19 protein-coding genes and 1 riboswitch are annotated in these 23,033 nt (G+C 42.4%); of the genes, 6 read left to right on the plus strand and 13 right to left on the minus strand.

Annotated elements, in window-relative coordinates; genetic code table 11:
* Nucleotides 1-83: 83 nt before the first annotated feature.
* From BCU57_RS20080 to BCU57_RS20090, 3 genes are read right to left on the minus strand one after another with little or no spacing between them, the layout of a single operon-like run.
* A complete protein-coding gene (locus tag BCU57_RS20080) occupies nt 84-353 on the minus strand; it encodes a hypothetical protein (RefSeq protein WP_102439388.1) in 270 nt (89 codons plus the stop codon).
* 24 nt (nt 354-377) lie between these two features.
* On the minus strand, nt 378-1,784 hold the full coding sequence (locus BCU57_RS20085) for a M28 family peptidase (protein WP_102439387.1): 1,407 nt from the start codon (nt 1,782-1,784) through the stop codon (nt 378-380).
* Nucleotides 1,785-1,809: 25 nt separating this feature from the next.
* Nucleotides 1,810-2,550 (minus strand): lytic transglycosylase domain-containing protein, encoded by a 741-nt coding sequence (locus BCU57_RS20090; protein WP_102439443.1) that lies wholly within the window; start codon nt 2,548-2,550, stop codon nt 1,810-1,812.
* Nucleotides 2,551-3,685: 1,135 nt separating this feature from the next.
* Between BCU57_RS20090 and BCU57_RS20095 the strand changes: the two genes are divergently transcribed.
* Complete coding sequence (locus BCU57_RS20095; protein WP_102439386.1) at nt 3,686-5,296, plus strand: AbgT family transporter; 1,611 nt, start codon at nt 3,686-3,688, stop codon at nt 5,294-5,296.
* Nucleotides 5,297-5,784: 488 nt separating this feature from the next.
* Here BCU57_RS20095 and BCU57_RS20100 read toward each other — a convergent pair whose 3' ends face one another.
* Together BCU57_RS20100 and BCU57_RS20105 are read right to left on the minus strand one after the other, a co-directional pair.
* Nucleotides 5,785-8,934: an efflux RND transporter permease subunit gene (locus BCU57_RS20100; RefSeq protein ID WP_102439385.1), complete on the minus strand. Its 3,150-nt coding sequence runs from the start codon at nt 8,932-8,934 to the stop codon at nt 5,785-5,787.
* Between the two features lie 9 nt (nt 8,935-8,943).
* On the minus strand, nt 8,944-10,089 hold the full coding sequence (locus BCU57_RS20105; protein WP_102439384.1) for an efflux RND transporter periplasmic adaptor subunit: 1,146 nt from the start codon (nt 10,087-10,089) through the stop codon (nt 8,944-8,946).
* A gap of 1,005 nt (nt 10,090-11,094) precedes the next feature.
* Between BCU57_RS20105 and BCU57_RS20110 the strand changes: the two genes are divergently transcribed.
* Complete coding sequence (locus tag BCU57_RS20110) at nt 11,095-11,706, plus strand: TetR/AcrR family transcriptional regulator (protein WP_102439383.1); 612 nt, start codon at nt 11,095-11,097, stop codon at nt 11,704-11,706.
* On the opposite strand, the gene BCU57_RS20115 is transcribed toward BCU57_RS20110, so the two are convergent.
* Together BCU57_RS20115 and BCU57_RS20120 are read right to left on the minus strand one after the other, a co-directional pair.
* Nucleotides 11,703-12,392: a DNA-3-methyladenine glycosylase I gene (locus BCU57_RS20115; RefSeq protein WP_102439382.1), complete on the minus strand. Its 690-nt coding sequence runs from the start codon at nt 12,390-12,392 to the stop codon at nt 11,703-11,705. The two genes, BCU57_RS20110 and BCU57_RS20115, sit on opposite strands and share 4 nt — an antisense overlap.
* A gap of 34 nt (nt 12,393-12,426) precedes the next feature.
* Nucleotides 12,427-12,981, minus strand: coding sequence for a thioesterase family protein (locus tag BCU57_RS20120; protein WP_102439381.1), 555 nt, complete (start codon nt 12,979-12,981; stop codon nt 12,427-12,429).
* A gap of 201 nt (nt 12,982-13,182) precedes the next feature.
* Nucleotides 13,183-13,372, plus strand: a riboswitch (FMN riboswitch).
* A 90-nt stretch (nt 13,373-13,462) separates the two neighbouring features.
* Between BCU57_RS20120 and ribB the strand changes: the two genes are divergently transcribed.
* Nucleotides 13,463-14,119, plus strand: coding sequence for a 3,4-dihydroxy-2-butanone-4-phosphate synthase (gene ribB / locus BCU57_RS20125; protein ID WP_102439380.1), 657 nt, complete (start codon nt 13,463-13,465; stop codon nt 14,117-14,119).
* A 91-nt stretch (nt 14,120-14,210) separates the two neighbouring features.
* On the opposite strand, the gene BCU57_RS20130 is transcribed toward ribB, so the two are convergent.
* The 5 genes from BCU57_RS20130 to prlC form a co-directional block, all read right to left on the minus strand.
* Nucleotides 14,211-15,071: an alpha/beta hydrolase gene (locus tag BCU57_RS20130; RefSeq protein ID WP_102439379.1), complete on the minus strand. Its 861-nt coding sequence runs from the start codon at nt 15,069-15,071 to the stop codon at nt 14,211-14,213.
* A 25-nt stretch (nt 15,072-15,096) separates the two neighbouring features.
* Complete coding sequence (locus BCU57_RS20135) at nt 15,097-15,306, minus strand: helix-turn-helix domain-containing protein (protein WP_102439378.1); 210 nt, start codon at nt 15,304-15,306, stop codon at nt 15,097-15,099.
* Nucleotides 15,306-15,881, minus strand: coding sequence for a DUF2975 domain-containing protein (locus BCU57_RS20140; RefSeq protein WP_102439377.1), 576 nt, complete (start codon nt 15,879-15,881; stop codon nt 15,306-15,308). Before BCU57_RS20140 ends, BCU57_RS20135 begins: the two co-directional genes overlap by 1 nt.
* 184 nt (nt 15,882-16,065) lie before the next feature.
* Entirely contained in the window at nt 16,066-16,728 is a 663-nt protein-coding gene (locus BCU57_RS20145) for a flagellar brake protein (RefSeq protein WP_241903540.1), read from the minus strand.
* A 162-nt stretch (nt 16,729-16,890) separates the two neighbouring features.
* On the minus strand, nt 16,891-18,930 hold the full coding sequence (gene prlC, locus BCU57_RS20150) for an oligopeptidase A (RefSeq protein ID WP_102439376.1): 2,040 nt from the start codon (nt 18,928-18,930) through the stop codon (nt 16,891-16,893).
* A 342-nt stretch (nt 18,931-19,272) separates the two neighbouring features.
* On the opposite strand from prlC, the gene BCU57_RS20155 reads away from it, so the two are divergent.
* The 3 genes from BCU57_RS20155 to gorA all read left to right on the plus strand — a co-directional run bounded on the left by BCU57_RS20155 (nt 19,273) and on the right by gorA (nt 22,217).
* Nucleotides 19,273-19,995 carry a hypothetical protein gene (locus tag BCU57_RS20155; RefSeq protein WP_102439375.1) on the plus strand — a complete coding sequence of 241 codons (723 nt, stop codon included), beginning with the start codon at nt 19,273-19,275 and terminating at the stop codon, nt 19,993-19,995.
* A 123-nt stretch (nt 19,996-20,118) separates the two neighbouring features.
* Entirely contained in the window at nt 20,119-20,673 is a 555-nt protein-coding gene (locus tag BCU57_RS20160; protein WP_102439374.1) for a hypothetical protein, read from the plus strand.
* Nucleotides 20,674-20,861: 188 nt separating this feature from the next.
* Nucleotides 20,862-22,217, plus strand: coding sequence for a glutathione-disulfide reductase (gene gorA / locus BCU57_RS20165; protein ID WP_102439373.1), 1,356 nt, complete (start codon nt 20,862-20,864; stop codon nt 22,215-22,217).
* Nucleotides 22,218-22,317: 100 nt separating this feature from the next.
* Here gorA and BCU57_RS20170 read toward each other — a convergent pair whose 3' ends face one another.
* Nucleotides 22,318-22,959 (minus strand): TetR/AcrR family transcriptional regulator, encoded by a 642-nt coding sequence (locus tag BCU57_RS20170; protein WP_102439372.1) that lies wholly within the window; start codon nt 22,957-22,959, stop codon nt 22,318-22,320.
* Between the last annotated feature and the right edge of the window lie 74 nt (nt 22,960-23,033).

Consider the following 23,033-nt stretch of genomic DNA (forward strand, 5'->3'; position numbering starts at 1 on the left):
AACTGAGCTTAAGCCGCTCTTTTAATGGTTTAAGCTCAATAAAAAAGCCCATGTCATATTTGCATGGGCATTACTCAAGTTTATCAGCTTGTATAAGGTTTCAATTCGCATTCATCATCACTTGAACGAAAAATAGAACCAAAAATTGCAGAGATAACCCCCTCTTGAACATCCTTATTTTTACTCAAAGATGCTGTAGCCCCAGGCCTAGCTTCCCGCTCTTCACGTTCTTTAGCACTATCATGCGCTCCCTGAATAAAATCACAGGTTGCATTTTGTGCCGTCATTGATGAGCACCCGCTAATACCAACTAAAATAACCGATACTAAACTAGCTATGAATATCCTTTTCATATTTATCCTCAATAAATCATAAAGTTAAAAAGCACCAGCCGCTCCAGGGAATACCACTGGACTGGTATTACCGTTGTCGCCGACACTGGCAACACCGTAGACATAATTATCTATGACCATGTTTTTCATAATAAATTCATTCACGTTACCAACATAACGACTATGACTCCATTCAGATTCTGTGGTTGAGCGCCAATAGACCCGATAACCTAATATATTCTTATTCGGTTGTGGCTGCCATTGCAGTTTGGTATCGGGTTGCATAATACCTTCGATGTTCACCCCTTTTGGCGGCTCTGGTGCCCACGCCATTGAAGCCAAACTAATGGCATTAAGTGCGGTGAGCTTGGCATTAAAGTCAAAATCCACCCCAGCAAGCACATCACCATATTCAATAGCATTTTCAGTGCGAATATCTTGATGCTGGCGATCATAATGCTCATTAGCTTCCATCACTCTAACGGCAGGCATACCTGCTTTATTAAACGGTAAATGATGGCCGCCACGGCCAAAGCGATCGAGACGATATACCAACATCACATCAAGGTTAGTCATGTATTGATCAACTAAGGATTTAATTTTTCGTGCCAGATTACGTGAAGCGGAATCATTTTCGCCACCGCTGAAATAACGCTGTTTGGCTTCCTCAGGAGTTTCTGCAATTCTGACCCCTTCAGAAAATACTCTTACAGTAGAATTGTTAATAACCCCGTTAATGCCAGCAATATTGCCAATCATGTCATTGTTCAACACCGCTTGGATTTGCCAGTCATGCTTTTTAGCATAATTAATCAGCACATCACCGCCATATAAACCTTGCTCTTCACCTGAAAGCGCCGCATAAACAATTGTGCCATTGAATTGATATTTCGACAGCACTCGCGCGGCCTCTAAAGCGCCAGCAACCCCAGAGGCATTATCATTGGCCCCCGGAGATACCGAGGTAAAATCCATCGGGTCGGTTACCCGAGAGTCAATATCACCACTCATCATTACCACGCGGTTAGGATCTGTTGTGCCTCGCTGAATCGCAAATACATTTACCACTTCAGTGGGTTCAGGAATGCGTTTACCACTAACCGTTTCGCCCACCATGACAACTTCTAAACAGCCACCACAATCAGCAGATATCCGTTCAAATTCAGCTTTAATCCAGCGCCTTGCTGCGCCAATACCTTGGGTATCAGATTGTGTTTCAGATAAGGTATGACGAGTGCCAAAGCTCACCAGCGTTTCTACATCTGTGCGTAAACGCTTAGCCTGCGGCGCTGTGGCAATATCATATAAACGCAGATCTTCTTCTGATGGCGCGAGATGACTTTGCTGGGCTGCAATCGCATTAAACCCAACAATATTAACGCTTAATAGCGATAGTACGCCAATAACTTGATAGCACTTTTTTATGGTTATTGTGTGTGTATCCCTGTTCATATCATCCTCTTAAATCTTTAGATTATTAGCTCGCTAATGCTGCTTGATAGCGTTTTAGCAAGATTTTTACCCGCTCAACATAGGCTTGAGTCTCTGGGTATGGCGGGATTCCTTGGTACTTAGTCACGGTTGTTGGGCCAGCATTATAGGCGGCGCAGGCAAGCTCAATATCATTATCAAATCGTTCAAGTAAGTACGCTAAATATTGGCTACCACCCAGAATATTCTGCCGCACGTTATAAGCATCGGTCACGCCCAACTCTTTGGCTGTGGCAGGCATTAATTGCATTAATCCAATTGCCCCCACCTTTGAGTGCGCTTTGGCATTAAATGCTGATTCCGCATGGATCACCGCCCGAATTAACGCAGGATCTAACTGAAATTGTTTGGCAGCATCCTCGACTAACTGTTTATGCTTAGAGACAAATATGGGAATACGCTGCCAATCAAGCTGCGAGTCTACTTGGCAGGCAAAGCAGTCATACAATAAAACGTCAAAGTCCTCAGTGGTGGGCACGACATTTGAAAAAGTGGTCACGCCATTTTGTTGATACTGATAGATTTTACGTTTTGGTTTTTTAGTCTGACTACCTGCGGTCAAGGTACTTTTTGCGGTTAATGCGCTTGAAACCATTGTTGGTGCTGCATTATCCGCTGACGGCTGGCGCGAAAAATACTTCTTCTTTGCAGGAGGCTGATAACGCTCTACAACAGCCGCTGATTTTATCGCAGTTTGTTCAACAATCACTTTGGGCTTTAACACCATAGCAGGTTTTGCTGGCTGCTTAAGCGCCACGACCGGAGGGTGTAATACCTGTTGTTTCTTTGGTTTAACTTGAGAGCGGGGTTTAACTTGAGAGCCAGACTCAGCATCACCCGTGTCACTTGCTAAAGGTAATACCACAATAGGCGCATGCAAGACTTGTTGACGCTTGGGCGCTTGGGCTAGGGGCGTCGGCATAGTCGCCACTTTAATCACTTTAGGCTGCACGTTAGTGCTGGTTGCAAGCTGCTTTTGAGGTTTTATGCGCTCACTTTGCGACGCAGTAATTTTATCCGCTTGCGGCGATTTTTCAGTTAATCCTAACGACGCTGCTGTGGGAGTAAGTTTCTGATTCGGTTTGCTTTGCTCAATCTGCGTTTGTGCTTTGGCAATTATTTGCGGTTTAACTGGCGCAGTCATTGTCAGTTGAATTTTAGCTTTCTGCTGTGCCTGTATTTCAAACCCAGCTCCGGTATTGGCTTGGGTAACAGTTACGGAAGCGCTGAATAAGATCAGTAAACTTACACCGCAACCGCTTATTAAGGCGTTTGCGCAACTCTGCCTGAGTAATCGCTTTATGTATGTGTTGACCGTAAAAGCCAAGTTTGAAGCTAAAATATGTAAAGGTATTTTTATCATTATTATTATCACGTTTATATTGAGCACTGACTAGCTTGCCTCATCATAGCGAAGAATCAACACCCTGTTCACTAAACATACACTCAATGCAGATGTTGTTTTTTGCACGATTTTTTACAACTCATATAGAAACCCGACAAATACCATGGTTAAAACCATTAAAAAGCTTAACTTAACAGCAAGCTTTGACGCTACCATTCAAAAAGGTAAAAAATATAGAACAAAATGATTAAAAATATTTTTTAACTCTTTTAAAACAGCATCTTAAGCAAAAACAAGAATGAGTGTTTTTTATACCAACTTACAACATCAGTACAACTAAATAGCGCTTTTTTTCGATAATTAGTTGTTATTGAGTTAGACTCAATGAAAATTTGATGTTAACTGATATTTATCAGCTTTTTCCGCCTAGATTTAAGCTTATTTTAAAATAGGTCATATAGTCTGTAGATTGGCAAAATCTCAAACTCTAATAATTAAGCCTATTTAAGGGATATTCATGAACCTTGATCCATCTAAAGCTGTGCCTAATAAGGGTACGCCTCAGGACCTCGCCTCAAGTGGCACCTTTGTCCGTTTTCTTAACATTGTCGAAAGATTAGGCAATTTATTACCTCACCCAATTACCTTATTTGCCATGTTCTGCTTAGCTGTCATTGCCATTAGTGGTATTGCGGGTTATTTCGAAATGACAGTTGCAGACCCTCGCCCTATGGGCAGCTCAGGTCGCAGTGAGGATGGCTTAATCCATGTGGTCAGCTTGATGAATGCTGAAGGTTTGCGGATGATCGTATCCAACTTAGTGACTAACTTTACCGGCTTCACCCCATTGGGCACTGTATTAGTGGCCTTACTGGGTGTCGGTATTGCTGAGCGCTCAGGGTTATTATCTGCCGCTATGCGTTTATTGGTCATGGGCACTTCAAAGCGCCTTGTTACACTAACGATTGTGTTTGCGGGTATTGTGTCCAATACCGCATCAGAGCTAGGTTATGTGGTGCTGATCCCAATGGCGGCAATGATATTTCACTCCCTTGGGCGTCATCCTTTAGCCGGATTAGCAGCCGCTTTTGCTGGGGTATCCGGCGGCTACAGCGCTAACTTACTATTAGGCACGGTCGACCCTTTACTATCAGGTATCACTGAAGCTGCGGCGCAAATGATTGACCCAGATTATATTGTTGGACCAGAGGTCAACTGGTACTTCATGTTTGTGTCGACCTTTTTAATCACTATATTAGGCGCACTGGTTACCGAAAAAATCGTTGAACCCAAACTAGGAAAATACGATGTATCTGAAGCGGCTGATGACTTATCTGAACAGAAAATGGATATTGTCACTACAGAAGAAAAACATGCCTTAAAGGTGGCGGGTTTCTCTGTATTGGTCTTATCAAGCTTATTGGCATTGACCATTATTCCTGAAGGCGCCCCACTACGAAATCCTGAAACCGGCTTAGTTTCAGGCTCACCATTTTTAAAAGGCATTGTGGCGTTTATCTTTATCGGCTTTGCTATCCCGGGCTTGGTGTACGGTAAAGTGGTCGGCAGCATGAAAAAAGACACCGACATCATTAATGCCATGTCTCACAGTATGAGTACCATGGGTATGTATATTGTGTTGGTATTTTTTGCCTCGCAGTTTGTGGCTTTCTTTAAATGGACCAATTTAGGCGCGGTATTAGCGGTAACTGGCGCGGATGCCTTGAGCAGTATTGGTTTAACTGGGCCATTAGTATTTGTACTGTTTATTATGTTGTGTGGTTTTATCAACTTAATGCTCGGTAGTGCTTCGGCGCAATGGGCAGTTACTGCGCCGATATTTGTACCTATGTTAATGCTAGTAGGCTATGCCCCTGAAACCATTCAGGCAGCGTATCGAATAGGTGATTCGGTCACTAACTTGATAACGCCAATGATGAGCTATTTCGGTCTAATTCTGGCGGTTGCAAGCCGTTATAAGAAGAATCTAGGTATCGGTACCTTGATTGCCACCATGCTGCCTTACTCAATCGTGTTCTTTATCGGTTGGACGCTGTTCTTCTTCCTATGGGTATTTGTTTTAGGCTTCCCTGTAGGTCCTGGCGCTGCAACTTATTACACGCCATAACGAATGTCGTTGTCATACCATAATGACTGAAACTGATTAGCTTATTAGCCCTGTATTTACAGGGCTTTTTATTGCGTTTTTGACAGTGACTCTTTCATGGAGGGGTATTCATTGATAGGTATTTATTGATAGGAGTATTTCATTGATGGCACTATTTCATTAATAACAGGAATTGGGTTAGTTGCATTTGCTAGCTATAACCGAGGTTCTGCAACCAAAGCATCGAACTCAACTTAACTGACTCGAGTTATTGCAATACAAGGTGCTCCCACTGATCCGGTCGTTCTTGTCATAGCGCCGTTAATCTGCGCCCATGCCATTAAGCATATCTCACTATGTTAGGTCACAGTAACGGCACACTTCTCCCTGAGTCAGCTCATCAACTTAAGCGATAGCATGGCTGATTAAAGGCAATAAGCCTTAAATAACGAGCAACAAAAAGCCCAGCATCTGCTGGGCTTTTTAAGGATAACTACAGTGATTAGCGCTTATTCAGCTGAATCACTTTTCGTTTCAGGTGGTACATAACCTTTACGCTCTTTCTTATTGAAGATTTTCTCAACCACCACGAAGAACAGTGGGATTAAGAAGATACCAATAAAGGTAGAACTCATCATGCCACCAAGTACGCCTGTACCTAGTGCATTCTTACTACCAGAACCAACACCGGTACTAATTGCTAGCGGTACAACACCTAAACCAAAGGCTAGAGATGTCATCAAGATTGGACGTAAACGTACTCGCACTGCGTGCAAAGTCGCTTCAACCAGTCCTGCACCCTTGTCATAGAAGTCTTTGGCGAATTCTACAATCAAGATGGCATTCTTGGTTGCCAGCCCTACCGTCGTCAGTAGACCTACTTGGAAAAATACATCGTTAGGTAAACCACGACCATTCATCGCCAGCAGTGCCCCGATAACCCCTAATGGCACAACTAGGATTACCGCAAATGGTACCGTCCAACTTTCATAAAGTGCTGCTAGTACAAGGAATACCACTAAAATAGATAGTGCGTATAACGCTGGTGCCTGGTTACCTGATAATCTCTCTTCATAAGATAAGCCATTCCACTCGATACCAAACCCTGGTGGTAAATCTTGCACCATTCTCTCGAAATCAAGCATTGCATCACCAGAGCTATATCCGGGCATAGTTGCACCTTGAATATTGACCGCTGGTAAACCGTTAAAGCGTTGTAATTGTGGCGAACCAAATTCCCATGAACCAGTAGTAAAGGCCGAGAAAGGTACCATTTCACCTTTTGAGTTACGCACAAACCAGGTTTCTAAATCACTTGGTTGCATACGGTATTCAGCATCACCTTGTACGTATACTTTCTTAACGCGACCACGGTCGATAAAGTCATTCACATACGAACCACCATAAGCGGTTGCTAGTACACTGTTTACATCATCGATATCCACACCTAAGGCGCGAATTTTAGCTTGATCAACATGGATTTGGTACATAGGTGCATCTTCTTGCCCATTAGGACGTACGCCCACAAGGTTCGGATTCTGCGCTGCCATACCTAATAACTGATTACGGGCTGCAATTAACGCCTCATGACCTTGACCACTACGATCTTGCAGGTACATATCAAAACCATTGGCCGTGCCTAATTCAATTACCGCTGGCGGTACAAAGGCAAACACTAAGGCGTCTTTCATCTGCATGAAACGACCCATTGCACGGTTAGACAAGGATTGAACATCTTGCCCTTCACCACCACGTTCAGCCCAGTCTTCAAGACCGACGAAAGCAATACCCATGTTTTGACCAGAGCCAGCGAAACTGAAACCTGCAACACTAAATACAGATTTAACGATATCGCCTTCTTCTTCCAAGTAATAGTCACTCACATCCTCAAGCACTTTCATGGTGCTTTCTTGAGTCGAGTTAGTTGGCAAAATTGCTTGGGTAAACAAGATGCCTTGGTCTTCATCTGGCAAGAATGCTGTTGGCATGCGCATGAAAATCCAACCAGTCGCGATAACCAGTACAAGATAGACACCCATCATGCGCACAGTACGCTTAAGGATTTTTGCTACACCCGCTTCATAGCGCGAGGTTAACTTATCAAAGTTACGGTTAAACCAGCCAAAGAACCCAGTATTAATATGGGTATGGCCTTTTGGAATTGGCTTAAGCATGGTGGCACATAATGCCGGGGTTAAAATCATCGCGATTAAAACAGACAGCGCCATTGCAGACACAATCGTAATCGAGAACTGACGATAAATAACACCAGTTGAACCTGACATAAATGCCATAGGTACGAATACTGCTGACAGGGTTAAACCAATACCCACAAGTGCGCCAGTAATTTGATCCATCGATTTGCGGGTGGCTTCAAGTGGGCTTAAGCCCTCTTCAGACATAACACGCTCGACGTTTTCCACCACAACAATCGCATCATCTACTAACAGACCAATAGCCAGTACCATAGCGAACATGGTTAAGGTGTTAATAGAGAAACCAGTCGCTGATAAAATGGCGAATGTACCAAGTAATACCACGGGTACCGCAATCGTTGGAATTAGTGTTGCTCTGAAGTTCTGCAAGAACAGATACATGATCAGGAACACTAAAATCACTGCTTCGATAAGGGTATGCACAACACCTTCAATTGATTTCTCAACAAATGGCGTAGTGTCATATGGGTAATAAATCTCTAAGCTGTCAGGGAAATAAGTTTGCAAGTCAGCAAGCATTTCACGAACATTTTTTGCGGTATCAAGCGCGTTAGCACCTGTGGCTAACTGCACACCAATACCAGCAGCGGGTTTACCGTTAAAGAATGATTCCACTGAGTAGCTTTCAGAACCCAGTGCAACGCGAGCTACGTCGCTCAGGTAAACGTTAGCACCAGAGGTGTCAGATTTGAGAATAATCCCTTTAAATTGCTCAGGAGTTTGCAAACGGCTTTGGGCAGTAATGGTCGCATTTAATTCTTGGCCAGCAATTGATGGCGCACCACCTAATTGACCCGCTGAAATCTGCGCATTTTGCTCACGAATCGCGGCCATAACATCAATACTAGTTAAGTTGTATTGCGTCAGCTTTAACGGATCAAGCCAAATACGCATTGCATATTGGGCTCCGAATAATTGCAATTCACCTACACCAGCAACACGGCTTAACGGATCTTGAATATTGGCAGCAACATAATCGGCAATATCGGTTTTATCCAGCGAACCATCTTCAGATACAAACGCTGCAACCATCAAGAAACCAGCACTTGATTTAACCACGTTAACACCCTGAGATTGCACCTCTTGCGGTAACAAGGTCATCGCAGCTTGCAGCTTATTTTGCACTTGTACTTGAGCAATATCCGGATCGGCTTCAGCATTAAAGGTTAAGGTGATTTTTGCATTACCAAAACTATCACTGCTTGAGGCAATATAACGCAGATGGTCAATACCCGTCATACGTTGTTCAATAACCTGAGTTACTGTATCTTCCATGGTCTTTGCAGACGCGCCAGGATAAAACGCGGTTATTTCAACTGTTGGCGGTGCAATACTCGGGTACTGCGCCACAGGAAGATCTTTAATTGCTAAGACCCCTGCCAACATGATTAGAATTGAGATCACCCATGCAAAAATAGGGCGATCGATAAAGAAACGAGCCATAACGTTACCCTATTTAGTTGGAGTGTTTTCGGTTAAAACTTGTGGAGCAACTTCAGCGCCAGGACGAACTTTTTGCAGACCTTCGACAATCAATTTGTCGCCAGCCTTTAAGCCTTCAGTAATACGCCATTGGTGATTAATCACCTCTGCTGTTTTCACCACGCGCGCTTCAGCTTGATTATCAGCATTAACAATCATAGCTACCGCTTCACCTTTTGTGTTACGGGTAATGGCTTTTTGCGGCACTAAAATGGCTGATGGATCTTGTCCGGCATTTAAAATCGCGCGCACATACATACCAGGCAACAACACCCCATCAGGGTTAGGGAATTCAGCACGGATAATCACCGAACCTGTTGCTTCATTGACGCTCACTTCAGAGAACTGCAATGTACCTACGTTCTCGTAAGTGCTACCGTCTTCAAGAATAAGGGTCACTTCAGCATTTTCGCTTTGCTGTAACTTGCCTTGTCTAAGTTTTGACTTAAGACGTAATAGTTGTGCACTTGATTGAGCAATATCGATATTGATTGGATCAAGTTGCTGAATTTTCGCCAGTGTATTTGATTGATTAGCAGTAACTAGTGCACCAGGAGTGACACTTGATGTGCCAATACGACCAGAGATTGGTGCACGTACTTCTGTGTATTCAAGGTTGATTTTAGCAGTATTAATTGCTGCCTCAGCAACAGTCACCTTAGCGATTGCTTCTTTGTAGGCTGCATCAGCTTCATCAAAGTCTTGGGCACTAATAGCATTAGTTTTAACCAAGGCTGCATAACGGTCTGCTGTAGCTTTCGCAGAAGCCAAGGCTGCATTCGCGCTGGCTAAATCTGCTTCTGCGCTAACTAAAGCAGCTTTGTAAGTTGCAGAGTCAATTTGATACAGTGACTGACCCGCTTCGACATCTTTACCTTCAACAAAACCACGGTTGGTGATGATGCCTGATACCTGTGGGCGTACTTCCGCTTCTAAAAAAGCACGACTACGACCTGGTAATTCAACATAAATGGCTTGAGATTGCTCAGTCACACTCATCACCCCTACTGGTGCGGGTGGTGCTTTTTGTTGGCCTTGGCCTTGTTCGGCTTGACCACAAGCGGTAATCCATAAAGCCGCAGTGATAACTGAGGCTATTTTCAGTGCTTTGCGCATGACTGCTCCTACTCCTAATGACATCATCAGTAAATTTCACCTTGTTTGAAGGGTAAATATTTGCTGGATATATATTTCAACGTTTTTCAACGTTTTAAGCTTGAAATTTTAATGGACGTTGTTATCCCATACACTTGCGAGCTCAACAACCATTACAACCAATTAAAAAATTATAAATTGTAAACAAATAATAAACTTAGATACTTTGTATACGCTTTGTTGACTTAGCTGTAGCAACAACAAAAAATACACACGAAAGTGTTACAAAAAGGTTAGCTGGCTCACTTTTAAAAGTGCGTAAATATACAACATTCTAATCAAAAAAGGTGTGCGCCTAGTATTAAATCCTGAAAAAATACCTACCTACAATATTAATTGTGGCACTTGTAGCACGAATACAGAGTTAATCAGCATATCCCGCCACCATCATGAGCCTTGTCAGGATGCTTTATACTGCTTAACCACAGCAGCGTAAGTTGTCATACGCTGACTAGACCACGATCACTAGCCTTCTGATAAAATAAACATATCCCGTCAAAGCTAACAAATATCTTAAGCGCAGATTGGTAAGCACCATCGCCATTAAAGAATAGTTTATTTTTTAGCCTTAGCTATCCCAACTTGCCTATAAATTGATATAGCGCTCAAATATACCAAGGTGAGGTAATGCACTCAGCTGAGGTTACGACGAACCTGAGCTCACCTGCTTTTTACCACCTTGTTGCGACACTAAAACGGTCAGGAATGCTTCAATCAATAAAAAGATAGTCTACTTATTGATTGAGGCATTAAAATATTTTGCCAATCTTTGAAACCAATACGACGGCTTTATTAAAATGATCATAATGCTCATTGCCATAAATGGCTGAACTAATAGCATGTAGCAGTTCAACATTCATACAGCAAATGTAAACTACACGGTGCAGTTTATTGATTCATTGTTGAAAAGTAAACTACTCAGTGTAATATACTTGCACGACTCCCAGCGAAGATTTGTAAACAGATATGACAATAACCAAGAAAACCCTCAGCCAGCAAAAGCATGAGGCCATAGTTGACGCAGCCAAGCGGATGTTCAAAAAACTAGGTGTAGCGGCGACCAGCATGGATAAACTGGCAGAAGAGGCACAAGTGTCTAAGCGCACTGTTTACAATCACTTCGCCACTAAAGAAGCCTTAGTCATGCACCTTGTAAGTGAGTTATGGTTTGAAGCCATGGCCAGCAATCAAGGGCAATATCAGCCGCAACAAGCGCTGTTTTCGCAGTTATCAGCCATCATTTTGACCGAGATTCAATTTATGAACTCTCGAGAGCATATTGATATGGCACGCGTCGCTATTGGGCACTTATTTTACAATAGTGAAGAAATGGTTCGTGAAATTGAAAAAATGAAACAGCATGAAACGGCGATATTACGCTGGATTAAAGCCGCAGCTTTAGATGGAAGGATTCAAATAGAAGATGCGATGTTTGCCAATGAACAACTGCTGCATTTAATCAAAGGCCAATGTTTTTGGCCCCAAATTTTAACCTGTAACCCACTGTTAAATGATCAACAACGGCAGCATTTAGCCGATGAAAGCGCAAAAATGTTTTTAGCCCGATATGAGGTTTAAAGCCTATTTTCACCCACACTAAGTGAAATAATGCGGCTTATTTCAGCCAAGGTGAGTCCTGACTCTTGCTGCCAGTGGTTAAAAGCCGCTTGGGATTGGCGCAATGCCGTTTGCGAGGTAAATCCGGCATCAACCACCTTAGTGGCTTTGAGATATGACTGCACATCAGTGGTTAATAAAAACGTATCCTTACCCACATTACGTAAAAAATACGGCCCAGTATTGCCACCTAAACGACTGCCTTTCTTTTTTAATACTTGCCAAAGTCCTGTGATATCTTCCGATGGCCAATTAGCAATAAACTCAGCAAAGCTGCCATGCTCAGCCGCAATTTGCTGCACCATATAGGCATTATCAACAATAGATTGGGTTTTCTTTTGATGGCGAATAAGCGTTGCGTCAGTGGCGCGCTGCTGAATTTGATCCGGTGACAGCATTAATACTTTAAACGGTTCAAAATCAAAGAAGGCTTTTTCATACGCAGGCCATTTATTCTCAACCACCCGCCACACAAAGCCACTTTGAAACACTTGCTTGCTCATGGCAGACAAAAGTTGTGCATCAGAAAATTGACCAATCTCATCCGCTTCAAGGGTCAGAGGCAATAAATGAGCTAACGCCTTACTGCCACCTTTTCGCTCACTGGCGCGGTCAAAAATATCGCTGAATTTTTCTAATTTGGCCACAAGCTAACCCCGTTAAATAAATGACTAGCGCTTATTATGCTACCTGACTCAGCTTAGGGGCAATATTCTGATCTTTTTTTACTTGCAGAAATTGTTTCCACTTAACCACTTCAGCAGTCATTACTGGCATAGCGCCGTCGTAGCCCGCTTCGGCAATTAACTTACTGATAGGCACTTGCTTACCTTTGCAAACAAACACACCACGCACATGGGCAATACAATGAACCCCACGATTAGATACAAAGCGCTGCTCAATATAGAAATATTTCTCATCCCAACCAACTATCTTGGTTTCAATGTCAAATTTCTCCAGCGGCTTAATATCTTTAATAAAGGTAAACTCAGATGCGTTTACAATGGGCAGCCATTTAAGTTTTAAAAATCGCTTCATTAAACCCATTTCAGCAATCATATAAGTACGAGCTAAATCTAAAAAGGCAGGATAGCGAGAATTAGTAAGATGCATATTGATATCGCAATCGAGCGGTAATGCGCGATATGAAATACGACTGGTACCTAAAAAATCGATGTGATTACAGTGACGAATACGCCAGACAAACAACCAAAACAGACGAAAATATAAATTCATGGGGCTACAACTCCTTTGTCAGCGGCAAAGGCTATCAGAGGTCATACCAGCGAGCAAGTTTGTTCACAAAATTATCCAGTCACCCCCTAAAACGCCCCACTCTTGATGACATTTTATATCTAAGACTGTGAGCATAAGCCCTTTTTTTATAGTCATTTTTGCCATAAAATGGCCGCGCTTAACTTTATTAAGCATCACAATTTAAATTCTCAGGGCGGGGCGCAATTCCCCACCGGCGGTAAATCGAGGCGACTAAATGCGCCAAGATGAGCCCGCGAGCGCTCGATATTTTTCGAGGTCAGCAGATCTGGTGACTTAGGCCATGTTTTCACATGAAGTACGCCTAACAGTCCAGAGCCGACGGTTATAGTCCGGATGAAAGAGAATAGAAAACACCACTACTTAGGTATGCTGGTGCATTTCGTTTGGCGTAAAGCCACTCTTCAAAGCCCTGATTCTGGTATTTTTTTAGGAGTAAACCATGAATCAGCTAACACTACTTTCGCCATTTGGTGATCCAATCGAACGTGTTGAAAAAGCCTTAGCCGCCTTACGATTAGGTAACGGTGTGTTATTACTCGATGATGAAGATCGTGAAAACGAAGGTGACATCATTTATTCAGCCGAGCACTTAACCGCAAAACAAATGGCATTAATGATCCGCGAATGCAGCGGCATTGTGTGTTTATGTTTAACGGACGAGCAAGCCAACAAACTTGAACTGCCGCCAATGGTGCAAGACAATAACAGTGCTAACCAAACTGCTTTTACGGTTTCAATTGAAGCTAAAGAAGGGGTGACTACAGGCGTTTCAGCTCAAGATCGAGTAACGACAGTAAAAACGGCTACAGCAGTAAATGCGAAAGCCAGCGACCTCGCTCGTCCGGGACATGTATTTCCACTGCGCGCGCGTGCAGGTGGCGTTATGGCTCGCCGTGGTCACACTGAAGGCACGGTTGATTTAATGCAAATGGCCGGTTTATCTCCTGCAGGTGTTTTGTGTGAAGTAACGAACGAAGACGGCACTATGGCCAAAGCGCCTGAAATTGTCGCCTTTGGTTTAAAGCACAATATGCCAGTATTGACCATTGAAGATATGGTGATGTATCGCTTGCAGCATGACTTGAAATTAGCCTAAGGCTTGTTTATAAAGAGCATCTATTTCAAAGCTCTGTTATAAATAAAATGGTAAAAAGAGACGAATATACGTCTCTTTTTAATTTTCAGCTTTATAAGTTATTCACAAACGCTTGATAGCGGCTCATCGCGTGAGCGTTATCTAGCATTCCTTGGTGGCCAGTATTTGGCACCATGATTAACGCTTTAACCTCTGACTGACTCGCATCAAATAATTTTTCAGACAACTCTGCTGGTACTTGATCATCATTCTCTGCGCCAATGACCAGTAATGGGCCTTGGTAGTATTGCGCTACCACTTGCTCATTATCTGCTTTACGGAAATCTTCAGGCATTTCGATACGGGTAAATAATAGATACCAAGGTGTTTTCTCATCAATCCAATCATCAACATTGGTGGCAGAGCCTTGTAATACTAATGCGTCGACACTATTGGTTTTTACTAATTGCGCAGCAATGAAACTGCCTAGAGAATAGCCATGCACAATGACTTTATTTGTTGGGTAATGCTGGTGTAAATAGTCAAGTTGCAACTGTGCATCGGCGATTAAATTTTCAATTCGAGGCTGACCTTCACTGGCCCCTAATCCACGACGATCAACAATGAAAATGTCGGTATTGAGTTCTGATAGTCTGGTTAATATTGATAAACTGTCAGGCTCAATTTTCATGCCGTTACCTTGAAAAAACATCAAGGTCGTATCACTTGTAGGGTTATCGATGTAAAAGCCTTTCAACCTGACTTGTTCGCTGGCATCAATACTCACTGGCGTAATGATATTGTTAGGCATGACTTGTTGTAATTGAACAACAAAATCAGTTTGATAGGCGGCTGGTTGCTCATCACTAACAATAAACGTATCTTCACTGATCCTTATGGTACAAGCGGTTGTCATCAATATCATGCAGCCAACTACGGCCCCAGAGAATATATTTTTAATCAAACTTTTCATCTCATCTTCCTTTATAAAAAACGGTCTAGGTTTCATCCTGATACAGTAAAATATCACCCGGTGAACACGCTAAATGCTGGCAAATCGCATCTAACGTCGAAAACCGGATAGCTTTAGCGCGGCCACTTCTCAGCACCGATAGATTTTGTGGCGTAATCCCAACGAGTTCAGCCAGTTCAGTTGACTTCATTTTCCGTTTTGCCAACATCACATCGAGTTCAATAATTATGGCCATTAAATTGTCAGATCTGCCTCTTGTTGTAATTCAGTCGCATGCTTCATCACCCATGCGATGCAATAAAAAACTAGCCCGAACAAGGCAAACTTAAGTTCATAACTACCAAGGCTAAAGTAAATCGGCACTGCACTACTGAGACCGCTAAAGTGCAGTACAGAAGCCACAATCATCGGGTAAAACAGGCTCAATACAATCCACCAAACAAATACCAGCGCGATATGACGTAAGCAACGGAAGTTGTTTTTTGTGAACACTAAGCCTTGCTGATAAAGGTCAAATAACTGATATAGAAAAGTATAAATAAGTAAGTAGGGTAAAATTTCGACGCTACCTAATATCACTCCAGCATGAAAACCTTCAGCATAAAGTGTCTCGGCTAGGATTTTCCACGGCGCACCAAAGTCGACAGCCAGGTAACTGTTAAACCTGCCCCACCAGTCGATCGTCATTACGTATTCGCCTTCTCGAAACTCACCAAATACCATAGTGGCGCCATAACTACTGATTTGTAGCAAGGCTAAAAATATAATAAGTAATTTAATCCATTTACTAAGTAAAACTATTCTATCCATGATTAATTTAGGGTCGGCTAAAGTTAATTAAACGTTAACAGAATTAATAATTAACAGCAACTAATTACCGTTAAACGATAATTACCTCTGTTGATTAGATAATGATAAAAATTGATTTATAAGCTGCAGTCATAAAAAAACCGACAGTAATATGTCGGCCAATTAGATGAACTCTAAATCATGCTTACAAGTCGATAAATAACTGGTTTAAAAGCTGTTTAATTTTCGGATCATTATCTTCAAACTTAATACCTACATTGACTTTGCCATTTTCAAAACGGCTATTACATACTTTGGCTGGTATGGTGATATTCGTGTCATTGGCGTTGCGAATATTGACGAAGATCTCCTTCTCATTCACTTTTAGGTTTTCATTGTCGGTCTTAAACAGAAAGCCACAACCTTTCGCAGAGATATCAGCAATGATCCCTTTGAGTTCAGAGCCGAGCTTACCTTCACTGTCTTCTCTTGCCTGTATTGAAGACGGTAAATGGGTCACAAAGCGTTGATGGGTGCGTAATTGACGATTCTCAATTTCTTTGGGATAGGTGAGAAATATGAATTTTTCAGGAAATTTAGTGATGTTTCTAATGGTGGTTTTAAATGCAAAACACTCACCTTGCTGGCCTTCCAACAAATAACGCACGACCACACCATTACCATGAGCAAAAACATCTTGATGATTATTCATCTGAAGCGGAGCTGGATGTTTGAGAATAATATACTTACCAATCTCGTAGCCCACTAACGTGGCTTTAGTTCTAAATTTAACCGGGGAGTTTATTTGTAGATCAACCAAATTACCTGGCATTAAACTAAAAAATATTTGTTCAACTTGTGCGGTCAAAATACGATTCCATTCTAATTTTTATCAGCAACATTCTAGTGCATTCACAACAATAAATTAAGCATATTTAGTGACTTAAAATGAAACTGTGTGATCTTTAAATAATAAAAAGGTGCCCTAAGGCACCCTTAACAAGTCACTATTTATCGCAAGCTTAACTCACTAGGCGTTTATACCTGAATGACGCAATAGTGCATCGGTATTAGGTTCACGACCCATAAAGCGTACAAATAAGGTCATTGGCTCTTCACTGCCACCCATTTCTAAGATGTTATTTAAGAAGCTTTTACCGGTTTCAGGGTTAAAAATACCTTCGTCTTCAAAACGAGAAAACGCATCTGCCGATAATACTTCAGCCCATTTATAGCTGTAGTAACCCGCGGCATAACCACCAGCAAAAATGTGCGCAAAACCATGTTGAAAACGATTAAATGCAGGTGGAACATTCACTGCAACTTGGCTACGAACTTCATCTAAAATCCCCTGAATATCTGCGCCTTTAGCTGCATCAAACTCATGGTGCATTCTAAAATCAAACAATGAGAACTCAAGTTGGCGTAACATCATCATCCCAGATTGAAAGTTCTTTGCTGCCAGCATTTTATCCAATAAAGCTTTTGGTAATGGCTCGCCGGTTTCAAAATGACCTGAAATTTTCGCTAATGCCTCTTCTTGCCAGCACCAGTTTTCCATAAACTGACTTGGCAGCTCTACCGCATCCCAAGGCACACCATCGATACCCGATACGCCGCCCACTTCAATTTGAGTCAGCATATGGTGAATACCATGACCAAATTCATGGAATAAGGTGGTCACTTCATCATGGGTGAATAAAGCAGGTTTACCGTCCACTGGGCCATTAAAGTTACAGGTTAAATAGGCCACAGGCTTTTGCAAACCTGTGGATGTAACGCGGCGACCACGACAGTCATCCATCCAAGCGCCGCCGCGTTTGCCGCTGCGAGCGTATAAATCTAGGTAGAAACTACCACGATGGACTTTATCAGCATCATAAATGTGGAAGAAACGCACATCATCATGCCACTTATCAAACTCATGTTGCTCTTCAATGGTTAAGCCAAACAGGCGTGACACTGTGTAGAACAAGCCTGATAGCACTGTGTTTTCAGGAAAATATGGACGTAGTAGTTCTTGAGAAACTTCGTACTTGTGGTGCTGTAATTTTTCTGCGTAGAAACTTAAATCCCACGATGCCATTTCAGTCACATCATAATGCTCTTTAGCGAAAGCTTTTAACTCAGCAAGTTCAGCTTTGGCTTGATCTTTTGAGCGTAGGGCTAATTCATTTAAAAATGACAATACTTGACTAGGATCATTGGCCATTTTAGTTGCTAAAGATTTATCAGCATAGCTGTCAAAACCCAATAGCTGGGCTAACTCATGACGCAACGCCAAGATTTCGTCCATATTGGCACTATTATCAAATTCGCCTGCATTGGGCCCTTGATCCGATGCTCGAGTCACAAATGCGCGATAGCATTCTTCACGTAATTGACGATTTTCGCTGTAGGTCATTACCGGTAAATATGAAGGGAAGTCTAGCGTAAATAACCAGCCTTGTAGCTCTTTGGCCTCTGCCATTGCTTTAGCTGCCGCAATAGCTGAATCAGGTAAACCCGCTAATTCAGTGTCATCGGTAATCAGCTTAGTCCATGCTTGGGTTGCATCAAGCAGTTGATTTGAAAAATTACTGGTAAGCTCTGATAGGCGTTTTACTATTTCGCCATAGCGCAGTTTTTGCTCATCATTTAAGCCAATACCCGATAACTCAAAGTCACGTAAACTATGGGTCAATAAGGTTTGCTGCGGGGTAGTAAGCTTTGCAAAACCGTCAGATTGTTGCAATGATTTATAAGCTTGGTATAACCCTTGGTGCTGACCCACAAAAGTGCCATATTCAGATAATAACGGTAAGCATGCATCGTGCGCTTCGCGCCATTCATCAGTGCTAACCACTGAGTTCATGTGTGATACTGGCGACCAAATTTTGCTTAATTGATCGTCCACTTCTTCAAGGGGGGCAATTAAGTTTTCCCAAGTGTAAACAGAGTTATTGCTTAGCACTTGTTCAATTTTACTTCGACAAGTTGCAATAGCCTGCTCAACTGCTGGCTGGATATGCTCCGCTTTGATTTTCGAAAACTGCGGCAGTTCAGTGTCACTTAGCAATGGGTTGCTCATCTTTGATTCCTCGGGAAGTCGATTCAATATCACCTTCACTGTTAATAGGGGTTAAAGTGGCGAATTTCAAGGGTAAGCAATCATCATAAGCAGGATAAAAGCATCATAGTGACCAACCATTGTTAACCCCTAAGTGCATTAACTAAATGCCAGCAGCGCAATTATCACTCACTAACTGAAAGCCAACACAATAACTGTGAATAAGATCTCAACCTCAGTCAGCCACTTTTTATAAACAAATATTCGACAAGTTGATCACAAATCGTACTCGTTATCATTTTTATTTGAGAAAGTTAATGTATTCTCATTAAAAATTAATTCCTTTTGAGTCTGATACTAAATATGAAACCAACATTGTCATTGTTAGCTGTATCCCTATTGAGTATTTCCCCTTTTATGTCAGCAGCGAATGCCAGTGATGTTGCTGTCGCAGTTGATTTAGGTTGGGACTCAAAATACATCTCAGAAGGGCGTAATAACCTTGAAGATGGCGGCATCTATTGGGCTGGCGCTGCCATAGAAACGGGCAATCTAACCACTTATGCAGTTGTTGGCCGTGGTGACAGTGTTCATTACACTGAATGGAACTTTGGTGTTGAATATAGTTTGCAGCTCCATGATGACTTAGAAACCTTAATCGGCTACCAACGGCTTGAGTTTTATGGTGATGAGCGCGCTAATGATAATGAATTATTTGCTGAAATTGCCTACGTCGGCGTGCCTTGGCTAATTCCTTCACTGGCTTATACCTTTGCCACCGAGGCCAGTGGTTATTTTGTTGAACTGAGTTTACATAGCCCCTGGCAAATCAGTGAACGTTTCTCTGTTACGCCCTATGTGACTCAAGGATTTGATTTTCGCTATGCCAGCCAAGACAACGATGGTGCCAATCATTTTCAGTTCGGAGTTGAAGCGGGTTATGAAATCAGCTCAGAAATTGCTATTAGCGCCCATGTTAGTCACTCGATTGCAATGGAAGATATTAAGCAGCAAGCCCGCAATGAAGGCGTCACGGGCAGTTTAGATCAAACTTATGCAGGGGTTAATTTAAGCTTTAGTTTCTAAACCTTTAGTTTCTAAACCTTTATAAAAATAGCGTAAAAAACGCCATAGATTTATGGCGAAAGTCTACCGCATATTCTAAGCTAAGCGGGTGAACCATGACTCACTTGAAGCAAAGGAATGCTTATGACCATATTGAAAGGGATTTTCCCGCTTATTTTTGTGTTTATAATTAGCCAAATAGCGCCATTATTTATGACCATTGACTCACCTCAGGCCAACGAATTTGAGCAATTAATCAGTAAACCGGCCAGCGAGAACAAGCAACCCAACCAAGCATCACTATCAATGAAGTCATTGCCGATGAATGTGGTACTTGATCATCAAGGTCAAGCAATCGAGCTACCCGCCACACAATCAGCGCTGGACTATTCTGCTGATGAGATGCTGCTAGAACCGTCGTCTACTCAGCAAGCAGTAAAGCGTGATACAAGCACCGCAAACAATAAAAAAGCCACCAGCAAAAATAAACCGCGAAGACTAGCAAAAAAGACCGCTAACGACCCCAGTTGTCGCTGGCTAGGTAATCGGATTAAACAACTGAGGGTGCAATTAAAAAGGCACTACTCAGAACATGTTGAAACTGAGCTATCTCATCGACAAACTGAGTGGGATTGCTTGCAATGCTCAACCTCAGGCCCAAGCCAAGAGCAATACTCCCAATGTCAGTATCGGCGCTAAACGAACCATAAAAACTTTTTAGCCACCGTAAAACCAATTCCCGACTTAAGCGGCCTAGGAGACTAGCTTGTGGCTGAATTCCGCCCTACAATGGCTGCAAATGAAATATTCTTATCCTAAGAAACCACTTGTTCGAGGTAAAAACCTCCAAATAACAAGCTGTAAAAATACAATTAGAGAGGGTTAACATGGCTCAACATTTTGACTATATCTGCCTAGGCGCAGGTAGTGGCGGTATCGCTTCAGCAAACCGTGCCGCACAGCGCGGCGCCAAGGTATTAGTAATTGAAGCCAAGCATGTTGGCGGTACCTGTGTAAATGTGGGTTGTGTACCTAAAAAAGTCATGTGGTACGGTGCTCATGTCGCTGAAGCCATGAACCTATATGCAAAAGATTATGGTTTTGATGTTACGGTAAATAAGTTTGACTGGAATACCTTAGTTGATAATCGCGAAGCATATATTAGCCGTATTCACGATGCCTATGGGCGCGGCTTTGCTAACAATAAAGTCACCTTAGTAAATGGTTACGGTCGCTTCATTAACAGTAACACTATTGAAGTGAACGGCGAGCAATACACCGCTGACCATATTACTATTGCCACTGGCGGCGCGCCGACTATTCCTAACATTCCTGGTGCTGAATACGGTATTGACTCTGACGGTTTCTTTGCTTTACGTGAACAACCTAAACGCGTTGCTGTTGTTGGTGCTGGTTACATTGCGGTAGAAGTTGCCGGTGTATTACACGCCCTTGGCAGCGAAACCCATTTATTAGTGCGCAAACACGCCCCGCTACGTAATTTCGACCCTATTTTAATTGAAACCTTAGTTGAAGCAATGGCAACTGATGGCCCTAAACTTCACACTCATAGTATTCCAAAATCAGTGACTAAAAATACTGATGGCAGCTTAACGTTAGAGCTTGAAAACGGTGAGTCACTCACGATTGATTGCTTAATTTGGGCCATTGGTCGCAGCCCATCAACTGGCAACATTGGTCTAGAAAATACTGATGTCACCCTAAATCCTAAAGGTTACGTGGTTACCGATGCACAGCAGAATACCACCGCAAAAGGTATTTATTGTGTTGGTGACATCATGGAAGGCGGTGTTGAACTGACGCCAGTTGCAGTTAAAGCTGGGCGCTTATTATCAGAGCGTCTATTTAACGGCATGACAGATGCCAAAATGGATTACTCGGTTATTCCTACCGTGGTATTCAGCCACCCGCCAATTGGCACTATGGGCTTAACTGAACCAGAAGCTATTGAGCAATATGGTGAAGCCAACGTTAAGGTATACAGCTCAGGCTTTACCTCTATGTACACAGCGGTTACCGCCCATCGTCAAGCTTGTAAAATGAAGCTGATTTGCGCTGGCGACACGGAAGTGGTTGTGGGGATTCACGGTATCGGTTTTGGTATGGATGAAATCTTACAAGGTTTCGGCGTAGCCATGAAAATGGGCGCAACTAAAGCTGACTTTGACGCCGTGGTAGCGATTCATCCAACTGGTGCTGAAGAGTTTGTTACCATGAGATAAGTCATCGTTCAATAATGATTTAAAGCAAAGCGAGAAGTCATTTCTCGCTTTTTTATCGCTTTTTTTAACTACAAAATCAAAATCGCTTATTTTTGACAGCTTAATGTGCAGTATGCACTTTGGTTTTCAGCCAGCTTTTAAAATCTTTTTCTGTGGGGATACGTTTTGCTGAGTGACCTAGCAATTGCGTTAACGCATAACTAAATTGATGATATAACTTAGGATCGTCATGCTGCTTATGGCCATCATCGATATTAATTACTGCGCCGCGTAAATAATTCATCACCAACTCAACCCGGTCAAAGCCTGCCACTTCACCTATTTCACGTATGGTATTTTCATTCCAGCGATAAGACTCAGCGGTCAATTTCTCATAACGTTGACGATAATAATCGCTGCAATTATTCAGTAGAGTTTCATTGGGCAGAACCCGCTCAATGACAAAATGTTGCTCAGATAAAATACTAAACAAACGCTGGCAGTGATGGAAAATAAAACGTTGATAGGGATCGGGGTACATTGCTGTATCTGACTCAATTTGCGCTAACCACTGCTCGAACTGGGCACAGCCAACTGCCACTATCAAATCAGCCTCAGTGGTGAAGTGATTGTAGATTGTCCCTTTGGATATTTGACTTGCTTTCACCAAGTGAGAACGGCATAAATCAAAGATTTTATGTCCTTTTAAGCACCTTTGAGAAACCTCAACTAAATAGTCTCCCCGCTGATCCCAACTGCTCATCCTGACCTCGGCATACTTTATGTAAATTTATTGTTTCAACTTCACATTCAAACAATAACAAGCTTTAAGGAAAC

It is taken from the genome of Shewanella sp. 10N.286.48.B5 (assembly GCF_002874355.2).
Taxonomy (GTDB): Bacteria; Pseudomonadota; Gammaproteobacteria; order Enterobacterales; family Shewanellaceae; genus Shewanella.

What these genes read in the sequence shown, in the direction of transcription:
- BCU57_RS20080 (WP_102439388.1), bottom strand. Translation starts at nt 353, where the DNA reads ATGAAAAGGATATTCATAGCTAGTTTAGTATCGGTTATTTTAGTTGGT.
- BCU57_RS20085 (WP_102439387.1), bottom strand. Translation starts at nt 1,784, where the DNA reads ATGAACAGGGATACACACACAATAACCATAAAAAAGTGCTATCAAGTT.
- BCU57_RS20090 (WP_102439443.1), bottom strand. Translation starts at nt 2,550, where the DNA reads ATGGTGTTAAAGCCCAAAGTGATTGTTGAACAAACTGCGATAAAATCA.
- BCU57_RS20095 (WP_102439386.1), top strand. Translation starts at nt 3,686, where the DNA reads ATGAACCTTGATCCATCTAAAGCTGTGCCTAATAAGGGTACGCCTCAG.
- BCU57_RS20100 (WP_102439385.1), bottom strand. Translation starts at nt 8,934, where the DNA reads ATGGCTCGTTTCTTTATCGATCGCCCTATTTTTGCATGGGTGATCTCA.
- BCU57_RS20105 (WP_102439384.1), bottom strand. Translation starts at nt 10,089, where the DNA reads ATGCGCAAAGCACTGAAAATAGCCTCAGTTATCACTGCGGCTTTATGG.
- BCU57_RS20110 (WP_102439383.1), top strand. Translation starts at nt 11,095, where the DNA reads ATGACAATAACCAAGAAAACCCTCAGCCAGCAAAAGCATGAGGCCATA.
- BCU57_RS20120 (WP_102439381.1), bottom strand. Translation starts at nt 12,981, where the DNA reads ATGAATTTATATTTTCGTCTGTTTTGGTTGTTTGTCTGGCGTATTCGT.
- ribB (WP_102439380.1), top strand. Translation starts at nt 13,463, where the DNA reads ATGAATCAGCTAACACTACTTTCGCCATTTGGTGATCCAATCGAACGT.
- BCU57_RS20130 (WP_102439379.1), bottom strand. Translation starts at nt 15,071, where the DNA reads ATGAAAAGTTTGATTAAAAATATATTCTCTGGGGCCGTAGTTGGCTGC.
- BCU57_RS20135 (WP_102439378.1), bottom strand. Translation starts at nt 15,306, where the DNA reads ATGGCCATAATTATTGAACTCGATGTGATGTTGGCAAAACGGAAAATG.
- BCU57_RS20140 (WP_102439377.1), bottom strand. Translation starts at nt 15,881, where the DNA reads ATGGATAGAATAGTTTTACTTAGTAAATGGATTAAATTACTTATTATA.
- prlC (WP_102439376.1), bottom strand. Translation starts at nt 18,930, where the DNA reads ATGAGCAACCCATTGCTAAGTGACACTGAACTGCCGCAGTTTTCGAAA.
- BCU57_RS20155 (WP_102439375.1), top strand. Translation starts at nt 19,273, where the DNA reads ATGAAACCAACATTGTCATTGTTAGCTGTATCCCTATTGAGTATTTCC.
- BCU57_RS20160 (WP_102439374.1), top strand. Translation starts at nt 20,119, where the DNA reads ATGACCATATTGAAAGGGATTTTCCCGCTTATTTTTGTGTTTATAATT.
- gorA (WP_102439373.1), top strand. Translation starts at nt 20,862, where the DNA reads ATGGCTCAACATTTTGACTATATCTGCCTAGGCGCAGGTAGTGGCGGT.
- BCU57_RS20170 (WP_102439372.1), bottom strand. Translation starts at nt 22,959, where the DNA reads ATGAGCAGTTGGGATCAGCGGGGAGACTATTTAGTTGAGGTTTCTCAA.